Raw genomic sequence first — 17,849 nt, forward strand, 5'->3', positions numbered from 1 at the left:
TTTTATGCGCCATAGTGACGCCGGCTACGGGAATCCGGGCGTGGTCGAGGAGCGGATCGGCTATACCTTCAAGGATCGTTCGCTCCTCGAACGGGCGCTCACCCGCCTCGCCTACACCCTGGAGGCAGGCCTCCCTCCGGACGCCCACATGGACGCTCTCGCCACCCTCGGCGATGCGGTCATCAACGTCGCGGTGGTGGAGGCGGTGGTCGCGGGCGGGGCGCACGACAAGGGAGCGATCACCAACGAGAAGATGAACCTGGTGAACATGACCCGGCTCCGCGGGCTCGCGGAGGGCCTCGACCTCGCGGACTACGTCCGCTGGGGAAAAGGGGAGGCCGCCCAGAGGGTCTGGACCTCCGGCCGGGTCCTCGCCGAGTGCCTGGAAGCCCTCGTCGGCGCCGTCTACCTGGACGGCGGGATGGGTGCGGCCGCGGGAGTGCTCCGGCGGCTCGGGCTCACGGAGAAGGCGTAACCCCTTCTTCTCTCTCCTCCCCCGGTGCCGGAACCCCCGCCGGCGGCCGCATCAGGAGCCAGGCGACGCCGAACCCCGCCGCCGCGAGGGCCGCGACCCACGGGAAGACCCCGAGGTAGGTTCCGGTCGCCGTCCGGATGAACCCCGCGAGCTGCGGCCCGGCGATGGCGCCTGCGCCGTAGGCGAGGAAGACGACCCCGTAGCAGCGCGGGTAGTCGCACGTCCCGAAGTAGGAGGCCGTCGCCGTCGGCGCGATCGCAAGCCAGCCTCCGAGGCAGCCCCAGAGGACGGCGAACGCGACGACGTAGGCCGGCACACCCGGTGCGAGCCACATCAGGACGGACGCCGCCGCAATCAGACCAAACGTCAGCATCGCCGTCTTCTGCGCCGATATCCGGTCGGCAAGCCCGCCGAATGCCGGCCGGCCCAGCCCGTTGAAGACGGCGAAGAACCCGACGAGGAGCGTCGCGAGCCCCGCGTCCACCCCGGCGAGTTCGGTCCCGACCGGTTTTGCAATCGAGATCGCCATCAGCCCCGCGAGGCAGCCGACGAAGTAGCAGGCGAAGAGCCCGTAGAACGTCCCCGTCCGGAGCATCCCTCTCCGGTCGCACTCGCAGACCGGCGTCGTTCCGACCCCGGGCGCGGGCGCCGACCAGCCCGCCGGCCGCCAGCCCTCCGGCGGGAACCGGAGCGGCAGGGCCGAGAGAACCAGGACGGCGATCAGCGCGGCGCCGAAGATCCGGAACGTCGCCATGACCCCGTAGGCGGCGATCAGGGCTCCTGCGGCGTTCGCGGTGACGAAGGCCGAGAACCCGAACCCGAGGAGGGCGAGCCCGACGGCAAGACCCCGCCGGTCCGGGAACCATCGGGCGGCCACGGCGACCGGCGCCCCGTAGGCGATCCCGACACCGAGGCCGCCGATAACGCCGTAGACGACGTAGAGTGCCTCGACCGACGTCGCCGTCGAGGCGAGGAGCCACCCGAGGCCGGTGAGGAGCCCGCCGACGACCGTCACCTTCCGCGGGCCGTAGCGCTCGATGTACTTCCCGGCGAGCGGCATGGCTATCGCGAAGAAGGCGAGGAAGACCGAGAACGGGAGGAGAACCTCCGCCGCCGTCACCTCCCGGCCGAGCGTCGCGGTGAAGTGCGCCGCAAGCGGCGCGACGAAGACGCTCCAGGAGTAAATGCTCCCGAGGCAGAGGTTGACGACGAGGCCGAGGGCGACGAGCCCCCACCGCCCCTTCTCCGCAGGCAGGCCGAAGATCGTTGTATCCGGCATGGCCGTCTACTCCTCCAGGGTGGAGATGTCGCCCGGGTCCATGCCGAGCTCGCGGGCTTTCAAGACCCGGCGCATGATCTTGCCGCTCCGGGTCTTCGGGAGCCTGTCCATGAACTCGAACTCGGCCGGAACCGCGACCGGCCCGAGGCTCTTACGGACGTGGCGGGCGAGGTCGTCGGTGAGGCCGTCGCCGGAGTTCACCCCCACGCGGAGGGTGACGAACGCCTTGATGACGTTCCCTTTCAGGGAATCGGGTTTCCCGATGACCGCCGCCTCCGCCACCGCGTCGTGGGAGACGAGGGCGCTCTCGACCTCGGCCGTCCCGATGTTGTGCCCGGCAACGACGATCAGGTCGTCGGCCCGGCCGAGGACCATGATGTAGCCGTCCTCGTCCTTCACCGCGAGGTCGCCCGCGGTGTAGCACCCCGGGATGGTCTTCCAGTAGGTGCAGTAGCGCTCGTCGTTGCCGTGAACCGTCCGGAGCATCGCCGGCCAGGGCTCCCGGATGACCAGGAACCCGCCGGTGCCGGGGGGAACGGGTTTCCCCGTCCTGTCGACGACGTCCACGACGGCGCCCGGGATGGGCTTTCCGGCGAACCCAGGCTTCATCGGCTCGCCGATCATCGTGGTCACCATGTGCATTCCGGTCTCGGTCTGCCACCAGGTATCCACGACCGGGCACCGCCCGCCGCCGATCGCGCGGTAGTACCACTCGAACGCCTCCGGGTTGAGCGGTTCGCCGACCGAGCCGAGCACCCGGAGCGTCGAGAGGTCGTACTTCGCCGGCCACCCGTCGCCGTAGCGCATGAACATCCGGATGGCCGTCGGCGCGGTGTAGAAGATCGTCACCCCGAGGTCCTGGACCAGCTGCCAGTATGCGCCCGGATCCGGGTAATCCGGCGTTCCTTCGGCGAGGACGACGGTCGTGCCGACCTCGAGCGGGCCGTAGACGATGTAGCTGTGGCCGGTGATCCAGCCGGTGTCGGCGGTGCACCAGTAGACGTCGTCCTCCTTGACGTCGAAGACGTGGCGGGTGGTGTAGTAGGTTCCGACCGCGTAGCCGCCGCAGGTGTGCACGATGCCTTTCGGCGCACCGGTCGAGCCGCTGGTATACAGGATGAAGAGCGGGTCTTCCGAATCCATCGGTTCGGCCGGGCAGTCGGGTGCGGCGCGGGCCACCAGATCGGCGTAGTCGACCTCCCGGCCGGGGTCGAGTTCGACGGCCGGGGTCTCGCGCCGGAGGACGACGACCTTCTCGACGCCCGGTGTGTGGGCGAGCGCCTCGCTCGCGAGTTCACGGAGCGGGACGGTCTTTCCCCGGCGATAGCCGACGTCCGCGGTGACGAGGACCTTCGCCTCGGCATCGTTGATCCGCATCGCGAGCGCATCGGGTCCGAACCCGCCGAAGACCACCGAGTGGACGGCCCCGATCCGGGCGCAGGCGAGCATCGCGACGACCTGCTCGGGGACGAGCGGCATGTAGATGCAGACCCGGTCGCCCTTACCGACCCCGAGGGACTTCAGGCCGTTTGCAAACCGCATCACCTCGCGGTGCAGGGCCTCGTAGGAGAGGATCCGCTTCTCTCCGCTCTCCCCGTGCCAGACGATCGCCGGCTTATCCTTCCGGCCGCCGGCGACGTGGCGGTCCAGGCAGCTCGTGGTGATGTTCAGTTTTCCGTTGACGAACCACTTCGCGTAGGGGTAGTTCCACTCCCTCACCCGGTCCCAGGGCTCGAACCAGTCGAGCTCGCGGGCGACCCGGTCCCAGAACCCTTCCGGGTCGCGCAGGAACTCGCTGTAGGCCTGCGTGTAGTCCGGCGTCCAGGCGGTCGCCTTGCACCGGGGGTCGGGGTAGTAGCACTTCTCTTCCAGTTTCACGGCAAATGTCTCTGCCATTTCTCTTCATCCGTCTTCATTCATCATCCGGGCCGGTTTTTGCAGCCCGTAATCGTGCTACCGATGCTTACCGGTCGCCGGCAGGCGGTGCCGGTCCCCGCGGGGCGTAACCATCGCAGACCTCTTCTCTGCGTGGCCGTCCTGAATTTTACACGATTAATAATGTATAATGTGTGATAAACTTTGCGGTCTCCGGGACAACAGAAATCGGTCCGGGGGTGGAAGGCGGGGTTTGCATGAAGGACGCGGAGGGGCGGATGCCGGTCTCCGGTCTGCCCCCAATCCGCAGATGTCAAAAAAGGATGAGTCCTTCACCGTCGCTTAAGCCAGAACCCGGCGGCTATTGCGCCGACGACCAGGATAACCAGCACCACGGGAATGAGGGGCGTGCTGGTGGTCGGATTGTCCACCGCATCCTGTACCTCCCGCATCACGTGGCCGCTCACCTCCTGCGCGGCCTTTGCCACATCGCCGGCCATTTTATCGACGGTCTTCCCGATCCCCGATGCATCCGTCGTGTTGGTGACCTGATCTCCCGTGCCGGAAGGAATCGGTGTGAACGTGGGGAGCGCCGAAGAGGAGGAGCGGGAGGATGGACGCTTGCCGCTGCTGCTGGAATCGGGTGCCTGGGGTGCGGGGATCTGGCTCTGGATGTAGGCCTCCAGCTGGAGGTTGCCGCAGGTGTGGTGGCAGCATGTCACCCCGTGGAACTCGACCGACTGCTGGAACTCCTGTGCGAGGTGCTGCAGGACATCGGCATCGGGGTTCCAGTAGCCCTTTCTGGCGGCATCCAGCATCCTTGCGGCAATCGACTGATATGCGTAGGGATTGCGTGCATCGAGGAACTCTTTCAGGCCGAGGTCATACTGATCCTCGGCGTATGTCTCGTAGACGCTGTCCCACATCTCCTCGGTGATGAGATCCGGCATGGTGACGTCCCAGATCCACATATTTTCCACGAATGCCTCCATATAGCGGGCTCCGTCGAAGCCCTGTTCCATCATTCCTTTTATCCATTCGGGATTCAGGTACCGGGAACGGAGATCGCGGCTGACGAAGTGCTGGAGTGTCTCTAATTTCTGGTTCTGCGCGTCCCGCTGGTTATTGATATACATATCGGGAGAGATTCCGGATACGCTCTTCACCGCCAGGTTCAGCCCCCCGAAGTAGGCCGCAACCATCGGGTGCTCCAGTGTTCCGTAGACGTTGGATGTCCTGGAGAAGACGGCAGAGTCCACATCGCCCAGGTTTGCACGGAAGACGTCGGCATACTGCTCTCCCCAGATCGTACTCCCGTAGACGTAGCCCATCCGGTTGATGTAGAGTTCGGCGAGATCTTCGGTGCTGCTCCAGGTGTCGGTGGCCCCGATGGCGTGCTCTATGCCGGGGGTGTACGAGTCCGGCGGCGGGCAGAAGATGCGGGAGGCTGCAAGTTCCCTTGCGGTCTCCTCATCATACCCCTGATTGAGGAGTTCCTGGTAGATCGCTGCGGTATGTTCGCGGACATAGTTCGGTGTGGCGCCGTCGTCGGCAGCGGCGGCAATTCGCACCGCTTTATCGATCAGGAGTAATTTACTGGCATACATGTCCCTGTACGAGCCCGACGTGACGACAAGTACGTCGATACGGGGGCGGCCGAGTTCCGCGGACGGGATCAGTTCCACATCGTCCACGCGGCCGTAGTTGTTCCATACGGGCCTGACGCCGAGAAGGTAGAGGATCTCAGCCTCCATCGTTCCCTGGTGGCGCGATGTCTCGATCGACCAGAGCAGGAACGCGACCTTGTCGGGATACGTTCCGTGCGATGCAATGTGCGTCGCGAGCAGTTCATCCCCGAGCGTCTGTCCGACCGTCCAGGCGGCGTGGGTAGGAATGATCCGGTCGTCGAAGGTACAGAGGTTTCTGCCGGTCGGGAGCGCGTCCGGATTGCGTATCGGGTCGCCGTTCGGGCCGGGAGGGATGTACTTCGCCTCGAGGGCATCCAGGATACGCGGTATCTCGATGCTGCAGCCTTCGATCCGGTTCCTGTAGTCCAGTGCCCGGTTGAGGTCGGCGGTGACGTCCGCATGCGCGGCGCCCAGGAACGTTACCTGCGCGTCCGCCGGAGATGCGCCGTTGATGACCACTTCGGCGAGGAGTTCCAGGCGGTTCTCTTCGCTGCCGCCGGCCGCAGCGACGTGATCGGCGAACGGGGCGCCCAGCATGCCGTCTATCATGGCGACGAGCTGTTCGCCTGCCGGCACCTCGCCGAGCGTGTGCGAACCGTAGGGCATGAACGTGGTCTTCAGTTCCAGCAGGTATTCGTCCAGATCGTCGACAAAGACATCAAATGCGGCAACATTGCCTTCCAGAGCCGCCAGGTCGGCACCGAGATCCGTATCGAGATCGAGTTCCTCGACAGTGGCGATGATCTCGGACCGGTACTCGGCCTTTACGGCCTCGTCAACGACCGTCCGGTAATTGGTGATGGTTTCGTCAAGGTCGGCGAGCGGGCCGTAAAGGCCCGACGGAACGATGGTCGGGGTCAGGAAGTCGACAATCGCCATGTTTGCACGGCGCCGATCGAAGATCCCTTCCGCATCCATCGGAAGCACGTGGACGTGCGGCATGTCGCCCATCAAAAGAGCCCCCCAATCGTCTGCGGCAAGCCCTGATTCTTTTCCGGGCATCATCTCGATGCTGCTGAAGATGGAGAAGATGGCGTCGGCCCCGTATACTCGGTCCATGTAGTAGTAGAAGGCCAGACACTGGTGTGTCGGAGGAATCGACCCGTCGTGATACATCACGTCGGTATCCTGGTTCCAGCCCCACATCGGGTCCGGCACGAGCAGGACGTTGCCAAACTGGATCGTCGGGATGACCAGGGAACGCACTCCTCCGTCCTCGTATACCATGATCTCGCCGGGGGGTTCGCCCCAGATATCGATCATCTCCTGGCGTTTTGTAGCGGGCAGTTCGTTGAACCATGCGAGGTACTGGCTTTCCGGGATCAGGATCACGTTGCCGGCCTCGACGCGGCTATCCAGCTCTTCCTGTGCCCAGGTTCCGATATTGTAGCCCTGCGTCGCCATCAGGTCGGCAAGTTCGTCCGCATCGGGCAGCTGGCCGGTGCCGAGGTCGTATCCCCGGTCCTGCATCGCCCCGAGCAGGCTGGCAAGGCTTGCCTGCGCGTTGAGGTAATAGTCGATGTCGGCGCCCACGGTCGCCCGCCCTCCTTCGGCGCTGTAATACGGGATGACGATCTTCTTCTCCGCATTGGCGGTTCGGTGCAGGTTCACCCAACCGAGTGTGCGCTCCGTCAGCCACGCAACCTGGTCGTCGAACGGCTTGTAGTAGAGTTCGGCCGTGACGGGATCGAGCTCCTTGCCCGTGACGACGATGGGTTCGATGACGCCGTCGAGTTCCGCCATGACCAGCTGGTATGCCTGCTCCGGCCCGACACCGTGGGGGCTCTCTCTCCAGGTCGTTTCGTTGACGTCGTAAAAGAGCCTGACGGCGTTAAGCACCGGGACGTTGAGATATTGCAGGTTCTCGACTCCTCTCTCGGGGTCGGAGTAGTCGAGCCGGGAACCCTTCGAGATGAGCACGGCGGTATCGATGAGCACCGCTCCGTTGTTGTCCAGGAAGTAGCCGATTCGTATCGGGTCCTTGTAGTGGTAGGTGGCTACGATAACGTTGACGTCCTTCTCTTCAAATGAACGAACCAGAGCGTCGATCATGGGGCCGTCCCGGTCCATATACTTGTACTCGCCGGTGATGATGCCGACGGTCGGACGCGTTGCGTCGTATCTGCCGGAAGCGCTGTACCAGTCCAGGTACTCTGCCGACGTTGCGAAGATATTGGGGGCGTCGGGGTGATAGATGCCGTAGACCGGCCGCTCCTGGGGAGGCGCCACGTCTGTCGTAATGTTACAGTACGTGACTCCTATGTAGCGTGCCAGGTTCTCGAAGTTCGTATCGGATGGATATTCGAGGTAGGCGGCGATCTCGGCAACGGCCGGATCGGACGGGTCGACGGTGTGCAGGTTGTAACTCTCTACGAGCGGCCCGCAGGCGATGACGACGCTCCCGTTATCCCGTGCGTCCTCTACGGTATCTCTGATGGCCTCGACGACCGGTGCGTCCAGGTTTGAGAGCAGGATGACGTCGTTTCCGTCGAGATTGAAGGAGAGATCTTCGTTCGATCTGCCAAGGTATACGGAGATGTCCATCATCGACTGGATTGTAGAATTACCGGAAACCGATGTCATGCTCGCGACCTCGGATGTGCGGGAGAAGACGTACGCGATTCCTGGTCTGCCGGGCTGCGGGACGGGATCTGCAAGGTCGTGGCCGGCCCCGTAGAACCGGTTGTCCAGGGCCAGGAGGAGTTGTTCGAGGTTTGCTTCGCCGCCGTAGAGCCAGTATTGCCGCAGAACTTCATCTGCAGGGATACCGAAGGTCACGCCTTCGGGGAGATGGCAGGTAATTGCCGTGGCGTTCGGGTTCAGCGTGCTGTTGATGTGGGCAACGGTATCGTTGCCGATGGAAGCGGCGAAGATGGAGAGATCTTCGGAGAAGTCGTGCAGCATTGCCTCTTCTTCGGAGAAGGGCGTGATGTTTAGCGGAAGGCTCCCGTTCATGTTCATGATCGCTACCCGCCTTTGATCGTCGCTCGTGATGATCACGATCGAGTTCGTTTCATTCTGCACTGTCTCTCCACCCGCTACGGGTGCGATCAGGAGGAGGACAATCAAGATCAATGCAAACAGACTGTATAACTGGCTTTTTCGTTTAACTCTCATAATCTGGCCTCTTTTCTTCCCGGCGCTCCTCTTTTCGGCCGGGTAGATAGTAAAGTAATGTTTAGGTAGATCAAGTACGCTTGATTGCTAATATACGTTACGCATCGAAGCGGCGGAAGAGGCCGGTTTCTGGATAAAAGAGTTAGTTATCCGCGTCCCCGTCGTCGGGAACGTAAATGATCTCGCCGCTCTCCAGACGGTACGCCGTGCCCATGCGGCTGCCCTGGCCGCCGGCAAGTTCCTCGGTCATATTCAGCACCTTGAGCGTCTTGCCTTCCTTGATGATGATCTGCATATTCGGCTGTCCCGGGTTTTTCACCACCGTGAGGTCCGCTTCATCGTCGAGGAGCTCGGGAACGTTGTAGGCGACGACGAGCGCGACCAGGAGGGCGACGGCGAAGACCATAGCGACGTCAAAGAGGTTGGCGACGCCGGAGAGAGGGTCTTCGTCCTCGTCGTCGAGGATGATGCGTCGTCTTCTCATCCCACCATCCTCACCACGTACTCCATGTCGCTCAAGTCCTGCAGGTACCACCGGCGCTTCGTCAGCATGATGGCGTAGGCGATGCCTCCGGCAAACAGCCCGAGCACCGTCGTGCTGAATGCGATGACCAGATTGGACGCCAGCGTCTCGACGTTCCCTGCCGAAAGACCCATCAGCGCGGGGCCGAGGGGTATCAACGTTCCCATGAGCCCGAGCATGGGAGCTGTCCGCGTCAGGACTTTGAGCCGTTCCAGTTCAGCTGCAATGCGTATCTCGTAGTCCTGAAGGAGTTTTTCCGACTCGATCGAAAACCGGTCGTCGTCGAGGAGTTTCGCAAGGTCGCCGGTAAACGATCTGAGAAGCGGGTTTGACCCCGACGCCGCCAGCGTCTCTGCGGCCTCGCCGTACGACCCGGCCTGGACGAGCGCCTGGGTCTCCCGGCACCCGTCCCTGAGCCGTTCGAGGCTCCGTGTTCTTCCCGAATACTCGGAGATGAACTGGCCGAGAGCCGTCAGTGTCCAGACAACGAAGGCAAGAAGCAGTATGATTGCAGGATAGAGCAGTGCCCCGGACAGGGTGAACATGGTCTCCATGATCAGTGTCGATAGGTCCATCATCTCCCTCCATGATCCACGGTGTGCCGGATTCTGTCGGCGAGCGCCCCGAACGCGATCAGAGCCGTCATCAGGACGAGCGCAAGGAGCATGCCGGCCGGATCCGTTGCGATGCCGAATGCCGGCGCATCCTGCGCCTGCAGGTAAGCCGGGACGAGGAGGAGGCAGAGCAGGTAGAAGAGACCGAGAAACAGCATGACGTTACCCAGGGTGGAGGGGTTTTTCATGTTGGCTTTTTTTGTAATCCAGCTCGTGCCAGCTCCCCCTACCAGGGTTCCTACAAGAAAGACGCCCCCGACAACGGCGCCCGCCGCAACGCCGCTCACTCCGGCGATGTCGGTGAAGATGAGGCACGAAAGGAATGTTGCTGCAAGGCATGCCGGGCAGGGAAGTGACATCAGGAGAAACGTCCGACACGATATGTCTTGCCGGTCTGACAGCCACGCCTTCTTCGTTCTGATGCCGAAATAGACGAGCGCGAGCCCGATGACGAGATGCATGACAACGCCGAGCCCGACGATCTGCTCTGTTGCGTCTACCGGAATGCTGCCCACGACCGCTCCTATGATAAGCGCCGTGAACGCGTACACGGATGCAAGACAGAGCGTCTCGCGCGTTCGCAGTCCCGAAAGCCCGCACCCGACTCCACTCTTCAATGCCAGAAGGGCGGTGCCGCCGAAGACGCCGGCGGTGAGGAAGTTGACAACGTTACTCATAATTATTTAAGTTTAAACAAATGTACTTTATAAAATAGACGGTTCTGGTACTAAAACTGCAGTATTTTGTCGCCGGAATCCGGAATACAACTCCGCAGATGCCTGTGCCGGAGCAGCGCAATAGTATAGCCGCGCCCGTGCGGGTTCCGGCGCAGGTGAGTTTGCCAAAAAAGTGAGTAAGATTAGATGACCAGGATCAGCGGCGCGAAGACCAGCGCGACCATGGACATCAGTTTCAGGAGAATGTTGATCGCGGGGCCCGAGGTGTCCTTGAAGGGATCGCCCACGGTGTCGCCGACGACCGCCGCCTTGTGGGCCGGGGAGCCCTTGCCACCGAGGTGGCCCTGCTCGATGTACTTCTTCGCGTTGTCCCAGGCTCCGCCGGAGTTCGCCATCGTGACGGCGAGGAGGAACCCGGCCGCAAGCGAGCCGACGAGCAGACCGCCGAGCGCCTCGGTGCCGAGGACGAACCCGACGGCGAGCGGCGCGGCGACGGCGAGGACGCCGGGCAGGATCATCTCGCGCAGCGCCGAGTGGGTGGAGATGGCGATGCAGGAGGCGTAGTCGGGCTCGGCCGTCCCCTCCATGAGGCCGGTGATCTCCTTGAACTGGCGGCGGACCTCGTGGACGATGCTGTAGGCAGCTTTCCCCACTGCCATCATCGTGATGGAGCAGAAGAGGAAGGGAAGCATCGCACCGATCAGGACGCCGATGAAGACGTTCGGGACCGAGACGTCGATGACCGAGAGGCCGACCGCCTGGGTGTAGGCGGAGAAGAGCGCGAGCGCCGTCAGCGCCGCAGAGCCGATAGCGAATCCCTTGCCGATGGCGGCGGTGGTGTTCCCGACGGCATCGAGCGTGTCGGTGATCTCGCGGACCTCGGGCTTCTGGTGGGACATCTCGGCGATACCGCCGGCGTTGTCGGCGACCGGACCGTAAGCGTCGACGGAGAGGGAGATCCCGAGCGTCGCGAGCATGCCGACGGCGGCGATCGCGATACCGTAGAGTCCGGCGACCTGGTAGGAGACGAAGATCGCGACGGAGATGATCAGGACCGGCCAGAGGGTGCTCTCCATCCCCTTTGCAAACCCGGTGATGATGGTGGTCGCGGCCCCGGTCTCGCTCGACTTGACGATGGCGAGGGTCGGGCTCCGCTCAAAGGAGGTGTAGAACTCGGTGATCAGGCCAATGGCGAACCCTGCGACGAGACCGGCGACGGCCGCGTAGAAGACGCCGATGTACTCCGCCCCGAGGAGCCGGGTCACCAGGAAGTAGGCGGCGGCGACCGTCACGACCATCGCGGCCAGAAGACCCTTGTTGAAGGCCATGTGGATGGCGCTGCTCTCGGTCTTGTTCGTCCGCACGAAGAGCGAACCGATGATGGACGCGACGATACCGACTGCCGCGATAAGCAGCGGGAGGAGGATCACGTTCATGAGCTCGGCGTTCGGGAACTGCGTGGCCGCGACGGCGACGCCGAGAACCATTGCAGCGATGATCGAGCCGACGTAGGACTCGTAGAGGTCGGCACCCATGCCGGCGACGTCGCCGACGTTGTCACCGACGTTGTCGGCGATGACGGCAGGGTTGCGGGGGTCGTCCTCGGGGATGCCCGCCTCGACCTTGCCGACGAGGTCGGCACCGACGTCAGCGGCCTTGGTAAAGATACCGCCGCCGACACGGGCGAAGAGAGCGATCGAACTTGCACCGAGACCGAACCCGGTCACGATGGTGAGCACTTCGGCCTGACCGAGTCCCGTGAAGTTGCTGACGACCATGTAGGCGACCGAGAGCCCGAGAAGCCCGAGCCCGACCACGGCCATGCCCATGACCGAACCGCTCGCGAACGAGACACGGAACGCATCGGCGATCCCGCGCCGTGCGGCGTTCGTCGTCCGGACGTTTGCGGCCGTGGCGGTGAACATGCCGATGTAGCCGGCCGTCGCCGAGAGCGCCGCACCGAGCACGAAGCAGGCCGCGGTGAGCGGGTTAATCCAGACGCCGAGAACGACGGCAAGGACGATGACAAATACGGCTATAGCGCGGTACTGCCTGTTCAGGTAGACCATTGCTCCCTCATGAATGGCGGCAGCAATCTTCTGCATCAGGTCGGTACCCGTCCCCTCCCGCCTGATACTCATGTACGAGTACCCTGCGAACAGGAGAGCAAGAACGGCACCGATGGGTGCCAGATATACCAGATCCATCTCTCTGCATTCCTCCGGTTGTAGTACCATATACAGAGGAATTCAACATTTTTAAATATGTGGAAAAGATCCGGGGTATCCGGCGGGTATTCAGCTAAAATCGATCACTTCAGGCTGGAGCGTCTGGAGATCGACGACGAACGCACGCGCGGGCGTGGGATGGATGTTCATCTGCTTCTGAAACGCGGTCTGAGCCTGCCAGGTTCCGGCATTTAACCCGAGCACGCCCCGGTAGCGGGTGATGCCGCAGATATGGACGTGCCCGGTGAGGAGGATCTCGGGGAGCGGGTCGATGACGAGCCGGTCGGTCTTCATCGCGGCGATCGGCGTTCGCATGCCGTAGGGGGCGGCGAGCAGCCGGCGTTTGAGCATCTCGTCCATGATCTCGCCGGGCCGCTCGTAACTCGCGCCCGGGATCAGCCCGATCATGTCGTCGATCGACCGGCCATGGTACATCAGGACCCGGACGCCCTGGAGGTTCAAGAGGCAGGGGTTCTCGACGAGGGTACAGTTCTCCGGGAACTTCGCGGTGAACTCCGGCGGGATCGCCGGCTGCGGCTCGGCCATCCTGACGACGTCGTGGTTTCCCGGTGCGGCGACGATCCGGATCCGGGAAGGCAGATCGCGGAGCATCCCGGCAAAGACGTCGTACTGCTCGTAGATGTTCTTTATCGTCAGCTCGTTATCCTGGCCGGGGTAGATCCCGATACCGTCGACGAGGTCGCCCGCGATCAGGAGATACGCGGCATCGGAGTCCTGGAGCCAGTCGGCGAACCGGTTCCACGCCTCGTCGAGGAAGGTGTCGCTCCCCACATGCACGTCGGAGATCAGGACCGCCTTCCCCGGCCGGTCGCTCTTGAACGGGGCGTTGTTGATGGGGACGTCCGGGCGGAAGAGGTGTTCGGCGAAGAAGAGCCCGCCGTCGCTTGAGAGTTTTCCCTTGACCCCGAGCACCTCGTCGGGGAGGATCCGCTCCGCCTCCGCAAACGACTCGTCCCGCCCTTTGTTGAAGAGCACCCTGATTGCCCCGGTGGGGTCTTCCACCTCGACGAGCCGGTGCCCCTTCGCGGTCGTCCGGACGTCCGCCACCATCCCGATTATGCTGCACTCTTCGTCGCGGTAGCGGTGGGGCGACTTCAGCAGCGCCTCGATCGGCATCGTGGTCATCCGGCTCCGGATCATCGAGGAAAGGCAGTTGTAGCGGTTCCGGAAGTAGTGGACGGCGTCCTCGTGGCCGCTGACACTCCCCGTGGTCCCGGCGCTCCCCATGATCACCTCGAGTTCCGGGTCGACGAGGAACCGCGTCCCGTCCCGGACTTTCTTGAGGCCCGGGATATGCTCTGCGGAGACGACCAGGGTGCCGGCGGCAGCCGCCGCCATCCGGTCGATGAGCGTCGGGTCGTTCTGCTCCCGGATGTAACTCACCACCTCGGGATGGACCTGATGCTTTAACTCGAGGAACCGGCGTACGATCTCGGCGTTGGCGAGCATGGACTTCAAGATATTCTCCCCCCGGCAATATGGGTTTATCTTTTTCACGCTCCGGGGGAGTGGATCGCACCGCCCCCGTCTCTCACGCTGCCGACGGATCATGGGCCGATACGGCCCCGGGGGAGGAATTCAGGAGAACCCGTCCTCGCGCTTCACCCCGGTCGGGGGCATCCGGGGAACCTATGTATATGAAGGATAGCAATCTCTTTAGAACAGATGTCGGATACCACCTGGCTGCAGCGTGCAGCATCGGCCATGCGAGCGTTCCGGGAGAGCGACCGCCCGCTCGTCTCGCTCGCCCGCGACCTCCTCTGGGTCGCCGCGGTCGTGGGCGGTATCGCTCTTCTTCTCTACCTCTTCGCCGGCACCTGGCCGGCGGTGGTCACGATCGAGTCGGAGAGCATGGTCCCGAACATGAACGTCGGCGACCTGGTGCTCGTCGTCGACGAGGACCGGTTCGGCGGTCTCACGACATGGGTCGAGGGGCAGCGGACGGGTCAATCGTCCTTCGGGAACTACGGCGACGTGATCGTCTACCGCCCGAACGGCGCCGACTCCGTCCACCCGATCATCCATCGGGCGATGACCTACGTCGATACCGCCGCCGTGGAGGAGTCGGGGCTCGGGGCGTACTACGACGACCCGCACGGCGGCTACATCACCAGAGGCGACAACAACCCCTACACCGACCAGCCGAACCTCCGGATCTCCGGCATCGGGGTGATCGAGCCGGTAAAGAAGGAGTGGATTGTCGGCAAAGCCCTCGTCGCCGTCCCGCTCGTCGGCTACCTGCCCCTGCATCTCGCCGAGTTCGCGGTCGTCGTCATCCTCGTCATTCTCATCCACGACTTCGTCCTTGCGCGGCGAAAAGAGAAAGAAGAATAAATCCGGGATTACGAGAGCTATTACGATGCCCAACCCGCTGCATACCCTGCTCGACGATACGCTTGCCGGCCACCGGCTCACGGAAGAGGAAGCGGTCCGCCTCCTCTCGACGCGCGACCGGGGCGTCCTCGCGATCGCCGCCGCCGCTGACGAACTCCGCGAGCGGAAAGTCGGCAACGTCGTCACCTATGTAAGGAACCAGAACATCCACGTCACCAATATCTGCAAGAACCTCTGCGGGTTCTGCGGGTTCGGGCGGCGGGCGGACGATCCGGAGGCGTTCCGCGACGATATCGATGCGATCCGGGATAAGGCCAGGACGGCCGCGGCGCGGAACGTCACCGAGATATGCCTCCTCTCCGGCGTCCACCCGGACTACACCCTCGACTCCTACGTCGACCTCATCTCCTGCGTGCGGGAGGAGGCTCCCGGCACGGACATCCATACGGCAAGCCCCGACGAGATCGCCTGGGCGGCGAAACGAAGCGGCGTCTCGACGAAGGAGGCGATCGGCCGCCTGATTGATGCGGGTCTCGGCACCCTGCAGGGGACCGCGGCCGAGATCCTGGTCGACGACGTCCGTCGGGTGATCTGCCCGGCCAAGTGCGACACGGCGACGTGGGTCCGGATCATCAAGGAGGCGCACCGTCTCGGCCTCCGGTCGACGGCGACGATCATGTACGGCTCCTGCGAGAGCGCGGGCGATCGTGCCCGGCACCTTTCGATCCTCCGCGAGATCCAGGACGAGACCGGCGGGTTCACCGAACTGGTTCCGCTCTCCTTCCTCCACGAGAACACCGCTATCTACCGCAAGGGCCTCGCGCCCGCAGGCGCCACCGGCCGCGAAGATCTCCTGCTCTTTGCGGTCGCGCGGCTCTTCCTCGACAACTTCGACCATATCCAGATCTCCTGGGGCAAGGTCGGGACGAAGATGGCAGAGCTCGGACTACTCGCGGGCGGCGACGACCTCGGCGGGACGATGTTCTGCGACGACGTCAGCACGGATGCCGGCGGCGAGGGCGCCGACTACCTCGACCCGGCTGAGATGCGGCGGATCGCCGAAGATCTCGGCCGGACGCTCCGGCAGCGGACGACGACCTACGAGCTGGTGTGAGGGTGGATCACATCCTCCGGATACCGCCCGGTTGCCAATAGAGGCTGCCAAGTGTGGTCTCTGCCGGGGTAGAGATGTGGTCTCACGCGAAGTCTGGATGGATACTGACAGTTTCCTTCGCGGCTTCGCGTTCTTCGCGTGAGGCCTTGTCACCGTCCCTGTACTGATAGCTCACGCGAAGCCGCGAAGAACGCGAAGACCGGCATATAGGTGCTGGCCACCGTTTTTGCGGCTTCGCACCTTCGGTGCTCATGCTCCTTCCTTCCCCGGCAGTCGCGCTTTGCGCGGGTCAACAGTGTGTGGATAACCCCAGAGGAGTTTGACCTCCGGGGTGTTCTACAGGGCCGTCACATCCGGTTCAGGGCCTCCCTCCCCGGCATCCCGATCTCAACGCGGCGCTGCACCGCGGGGAGGTTCGCCGCCTTCACCTCGGCGTCCATCAGGGAATCCAGGTTATCGAGGGTCGACTCTTCCGAGGCGCCGACGATCGCCGCAGGCACCCCGGCGTTCGCGAGCGCCTCGATATCGAACCCGTCCGTCCCGATCATCCCCTCGTCGGTCACCCAGGCCATCAGGCTGGCGCTCCCGACCGGGATGACGTAGCCGAATGCGTCCTTGTAGCTGAGCCTTGTGCGCTGATGGCACAGGATCTGTTGAGCCATGGCCGCCGGGATACCCCCGGAAACTGATAAGTGTATGCACCACCGCCGGGCGCACCCGAAGGTTCTTGTCCTGACCGCGCCAGATCAACGTATCCCACACGGAGGGACGGATGAGGTGCATGACGCCGCCGCTATCAGAGATGCTTGACGACGTGCTTGCCGGCCACCGGCTTACGGAGGAGGAGGTCGTCCGCCTCCTCTCGACACGCGGCCGGGAAGTCTGGGCGATCGCCGCCGCCGCGGACGAACTCCGCGAGCGAAAAGTCGGCGATACCGTCACCTATGTCCGCAACCAGAACATCAACGTGACCAACATCTGCGTGAACGCCTGCGGGTTCTGCGGTTTCTCCCGCAAATCGGGCGACGTCGATACCTTCTTTTACGACGAGGCCGCGGTGCGGGAGAAGGCGCGGGCGGCGCGCGAGCGCGGCGTCACCGAGGTCTGCACGGTGAGCGGGCTCCACCCGGAATTCGACGCCCAATCTTACGCCGGCATCTATTCCTGGATACGGGACGAGGCCCCAGGGGTACATATCCACGCGAGCAACCCGATGGAGGTGGCGTATGCCGCGAGAAAGAGCGGCATCTCCACCCGGGAAGTGCTGGAGATGATGAGGAACGGGGGACTCGGGACGCTCTGCGGTACCGCGGCCGAGATCCTGGTGGACGACGTCCGTCGGGTGATCTGCCCGGACAAGGTCGATACGGCGACGTGGACCCGGATCATCAAAGAGGCGCACGGTCTCGGCATCCGGTCGACGGCGACGATCATGTACGGCCACTGCGAGAGCGAGGCGGACCGTGCCCGACACCTTTCGATTCTCCGCGATATCCAGGACGAGACCCGGGGATTCACGGAGTTCGTGCCCCTCTCGTTCATACACCCGAATACTCCTCTCTACCGGGCGGGGCTCGCCCGGGCGGGGGCGACCGGCAGAGAGGACCTCCTGATGTTTGCGGTCTCAAGGCTCTTCCTCGACAATTTCGACCACATCCAGGCATCCTGGGTGAAAGTCGGGACGAAGATGGCAGAGCTCGGACTACTCGCGGGTGCAGACGACCTCGGCGGGACACTCTTTGAGGAGAGCATATCCCGGGAAGCGGGCGCCCGGGATACCGATTACCTGGATCCGGCCGAGATGCGGCGGATCGCCGGGGATCTCGGCCGGGTACTCCGGCAACGGACGACGACCTATGCCCTTCTTCAGGGCTGAACACCCGGAAGGATGAGACGGTTTCGCT

At 63.6% G+C, this 17,849-nt stretch carries 13 protein-coding genes; 4 read left to right on the forward strand and 9 right to left on the reverse strand.

Annotated features, from left to right (window positions below; all coding sequences use genetic code 11):
• The first annotated feature begins 4 nt into the window (after positions 1-4).
• Positions 5-475 (forward strand): ribonuclease III domain-containing protein, encoded by a 471-nt coding sequence (locus tag SZ63_RS06890; RefSeq protein ID WP_048183061.1) that lies wholly within the window; start codon positions 5-7, stop codon positions 473-475.
• On the opposite strand, the gene SZ63_RS06895 is transcribed toward SZ63_RS06890, so the two are convergent.
• The 8 genes from SZ63_RS06895 to SZ63_RS06930 form a co-directional block, all read right to left on the reverse strand.
• Positions 459-1,754 carry an L-lactate MFS transporter gene (locus SZ63_RS06895; RefSeq protein ID WP_048183064.1) on the reverse strand — a complete coding sequence of 432 codons (1,296 nt, stop codon included), beginning with the start codon at positions 1,752-1,754 and terminating at the stop codon, positions 459-461. The genes SZ63_RS06890 and SZ63_RS06895 overlap by 17 nt on opposite strands.
• 6 nt (positions 1,755-1,760) lie before the next feature.
• A complete protein-coding gene (acs, locus tag SZ63_RS06900) occupies positions 1,761-3,650 on the reverse strand; it encodes an acetate--CoA ligase (protein WP_048183068.1) in 1,890 nt (629 codons plus the stop codon).
• A 311-nt stretch (positions 3,651-3,961) separates the two neighbouring features.
• A complete protein-coding gene (locus tag SZ63_RS06905; RefSeq protein ID WP_241481272.1) occupies positions 3,962-8,341 on the reverse strand; it encodes a cobaltochelatase subunit CobN in 4,380 nt (1,459 codons plus the stop codon).
• A gap of 235 nt (positions 8,342-8,576) precedes the next feature.
• Positions 8,577-8,918, reverse strand: a complete 342-nt coding sequence (locus SZ63_RS06910) for a DUF2149 domain-containing protein (protein ID WP_048183074.1) — start codon at positions 8,916-8,918, stop codon at positions 8,577-8,579.
• The gene (locus SZ63_RS06915; protein WP_082122677.1) at positions 8,915-9,535 is read right to left on the reverse strand and encodes a MotA/TolQ/ExbB proton channel family protein; all 621 of its coding nucleotides are present in this window, start codon (positions 9,533-9,535) and stop codon (positions 8,915-8,917) included. The genes SZ63_RS06910 and SZ63_RS06915 overlap by 4 nt, the downstream gene beginning before the upstream one ends.
• Entirely contained in the window at positions 9,532-10,248 is a 717-nt protein-coding gene (locus SZ63_RS06920; protein ID WP_048183080.1) for a DUF2162 family putative transporter, read from the reverse strand. Before SZ63_RS06920 ends, SZ63_RS06915 begins: the two co-directional genes overlap by 4 nt.
• Before the next feature lie 182 nt (positions 10,249-10,430).
• Positions 10,431-12,455, reverse strand: coding sequence for a sodium-translocating pyrophosphatase (locus SZ63_RS06925; RefSeq protein WP_048183082.1), 2,025 nt, complete (start codon positions 12,453-12,455; stop codon positions 10,431-10,433).
• A gap of 90 nt (positions 12,456-12,545) precedes the next feature.
• Entirely contained in the window at positions 12,546-13,946 is a 1,401-nt protein-coding gene (locus SZ63_RS06930; protein WP_048183085.1) for a DNA-directed DNA polymerase II small subunit, read from the reverse strand.
• Between the two features lie 216 nt (positions 13,947-14,162).
• On the opposite strand from SZ63_RS06930, the gene SZ63_RS06935 reads away from it, so the two are divergent.
• Positions 14,163-14,831, forward strand: coding sequence for a S24/S26 family peptidase (locus SZ63_RS06935; RefSeq protein WP_048183088.1), 669 nt, complete (start codon positions 14,163-14,165; stop codon positions 14,829-14,831).
• Between the two features lie 25 nt (positions 14,832-14,856).
• Positions 14,857-15,945 (forward strand): 5-amino-6-(D-ribitylamino)uracil--L-tyrosine 4-hydroxyphenyl transferase CofH, encoded by a 1,089-nt coding sequence (gene cofH, locus SZ63_RS06940; RefSeq protein ID WP_048183091.1) that lies wholly within the window; start codon positions 14,857-14,859, stop codon positions 15,943-15,945.
• Positions 15,946-16,292: 347 nt separating this feature from the next.
• Here cofH (SZ63_RS06940) and SZ63_RS06945 read toward each other — a convergent pair whose 3' ends face one another.
• Positions 16,293-16,607, reverse strand: a complete 315-nt coding sequence (locus tag SZ63_RS06945; protein WP_048183094.1) for a YunC family protein — start codon at positions 16,605-16,607, stop codon at positions 16,293-16,295.
• Positions 16,608-16,717: 110 nt separating this feature from the next.
• Between SZ63_RS06945 and cofH (SZ63_RS06950) the strand changes: the two genes are divergently transcribed.
• Positions 16,718-17,821 (forward strand): 5-amino-6-(D-ribitylamino)uracil--L-tyrosine 4-hydroxyphenyl transferase CofH, encoded by a 1,104-nt coding sequence (gene cofH, locus SZ63_RS06950; protein WP_082122678.1) that lies wholly within the window; start codon positions 16,718-16,720, stop codon positions 17,819-17,821.
• Positions 17,822-17,849: the final 28 nt, after the last annotated feature.

Source organism: Methanoculleus sediminis (genome assembly GCF_001017125.1).
Lineage (GTDB): Archaea > Halobacteriota > Methanomicrobia > Methanomicrobiales > Methanoculleaceae > Methanoculleus > Methanoculleus sediminis.

Coding starts and splice junctions, on each gene's coding strand:
- acs (WP_048183068.1), bottom strand. CDS start 3,650: ATGGCAGAGACATTTGCCGTGAAACTGGAAGAGAAGTGCTACTACCCC.
- SZ63_RS06895 (WP_048183064.1), bottom strand. CDS start 1,754: ATGCCGGATACAACGATCTTCGGCCTGCCTGCGGAGAAGGGGCGGTGG.
- SZ63_RS06935 (WP_048183088.1), top strand. CDS start 14,163: ATGTCGGATACCACCTGGCTGCAGCGTGCAGCATCGGCCATGCGAGCG.
- cofH (WP_082122678.1), top strand. CDS start 16,718: ATGAGGTGCATGACGCCGCCGCTATCAGAGATGCTTGACGACGTGCTT.
- SZ63_RS06925 (WP_048183082.1), bottom strand. CDS start 12,455: ATGGATCTGGTATATCTGGCACCCATCGGTGCCGTTCTTGCTCTCCTG.
- SZ63_RS06945 (WP_048183094.1), bottom strand. CDS start 16,607: ATGGCTCAACAGATCCTGTGCCATCAGCGCACAAGGCTCAGCTACAAG.
- SZ63_RS06910 (WP_048183074.1), bottom strand. CDS start 8,918: ATGAGAAGACGACGCATCATCCTCGACGACGAGGACGAAGACCCTCTC.
- SZ63_RS06890 (WP_048183061.1), top strand. CDS start 5: ATGCGCCATAGTGACGCCGGCTACGGGAATCCGGGCGTGGTCGAGGAG.
- SZ63_RS06920 (WP_048183080.1), bottom strand. CDS start 10,248: ATGAGTAACGTTGTCAACTTCCTCACCGCCGGCGTCTTCGGCGGCACC.
- SZ63_RS06930 (WP_048183085.1), bottom strand. CDS start 13,946: ATGCTCGCCAACGCCGAGATCGTACGCCGGTTCCTCGAGTTAAAGCAT.
- SZ63_RS06915 (WP_082122677.1), bottom strand. CDS start 9,535: ATGATGGACCTATCGACACTGATCATGGAGACCATGTTCACCCTGTCC.
- cofH (WP_048183091.1), top strand. CDS start 14,857: ATGCCCAACCCGCTGCATACCCTGCTCGACGATACGCTTGCCGGCCAC.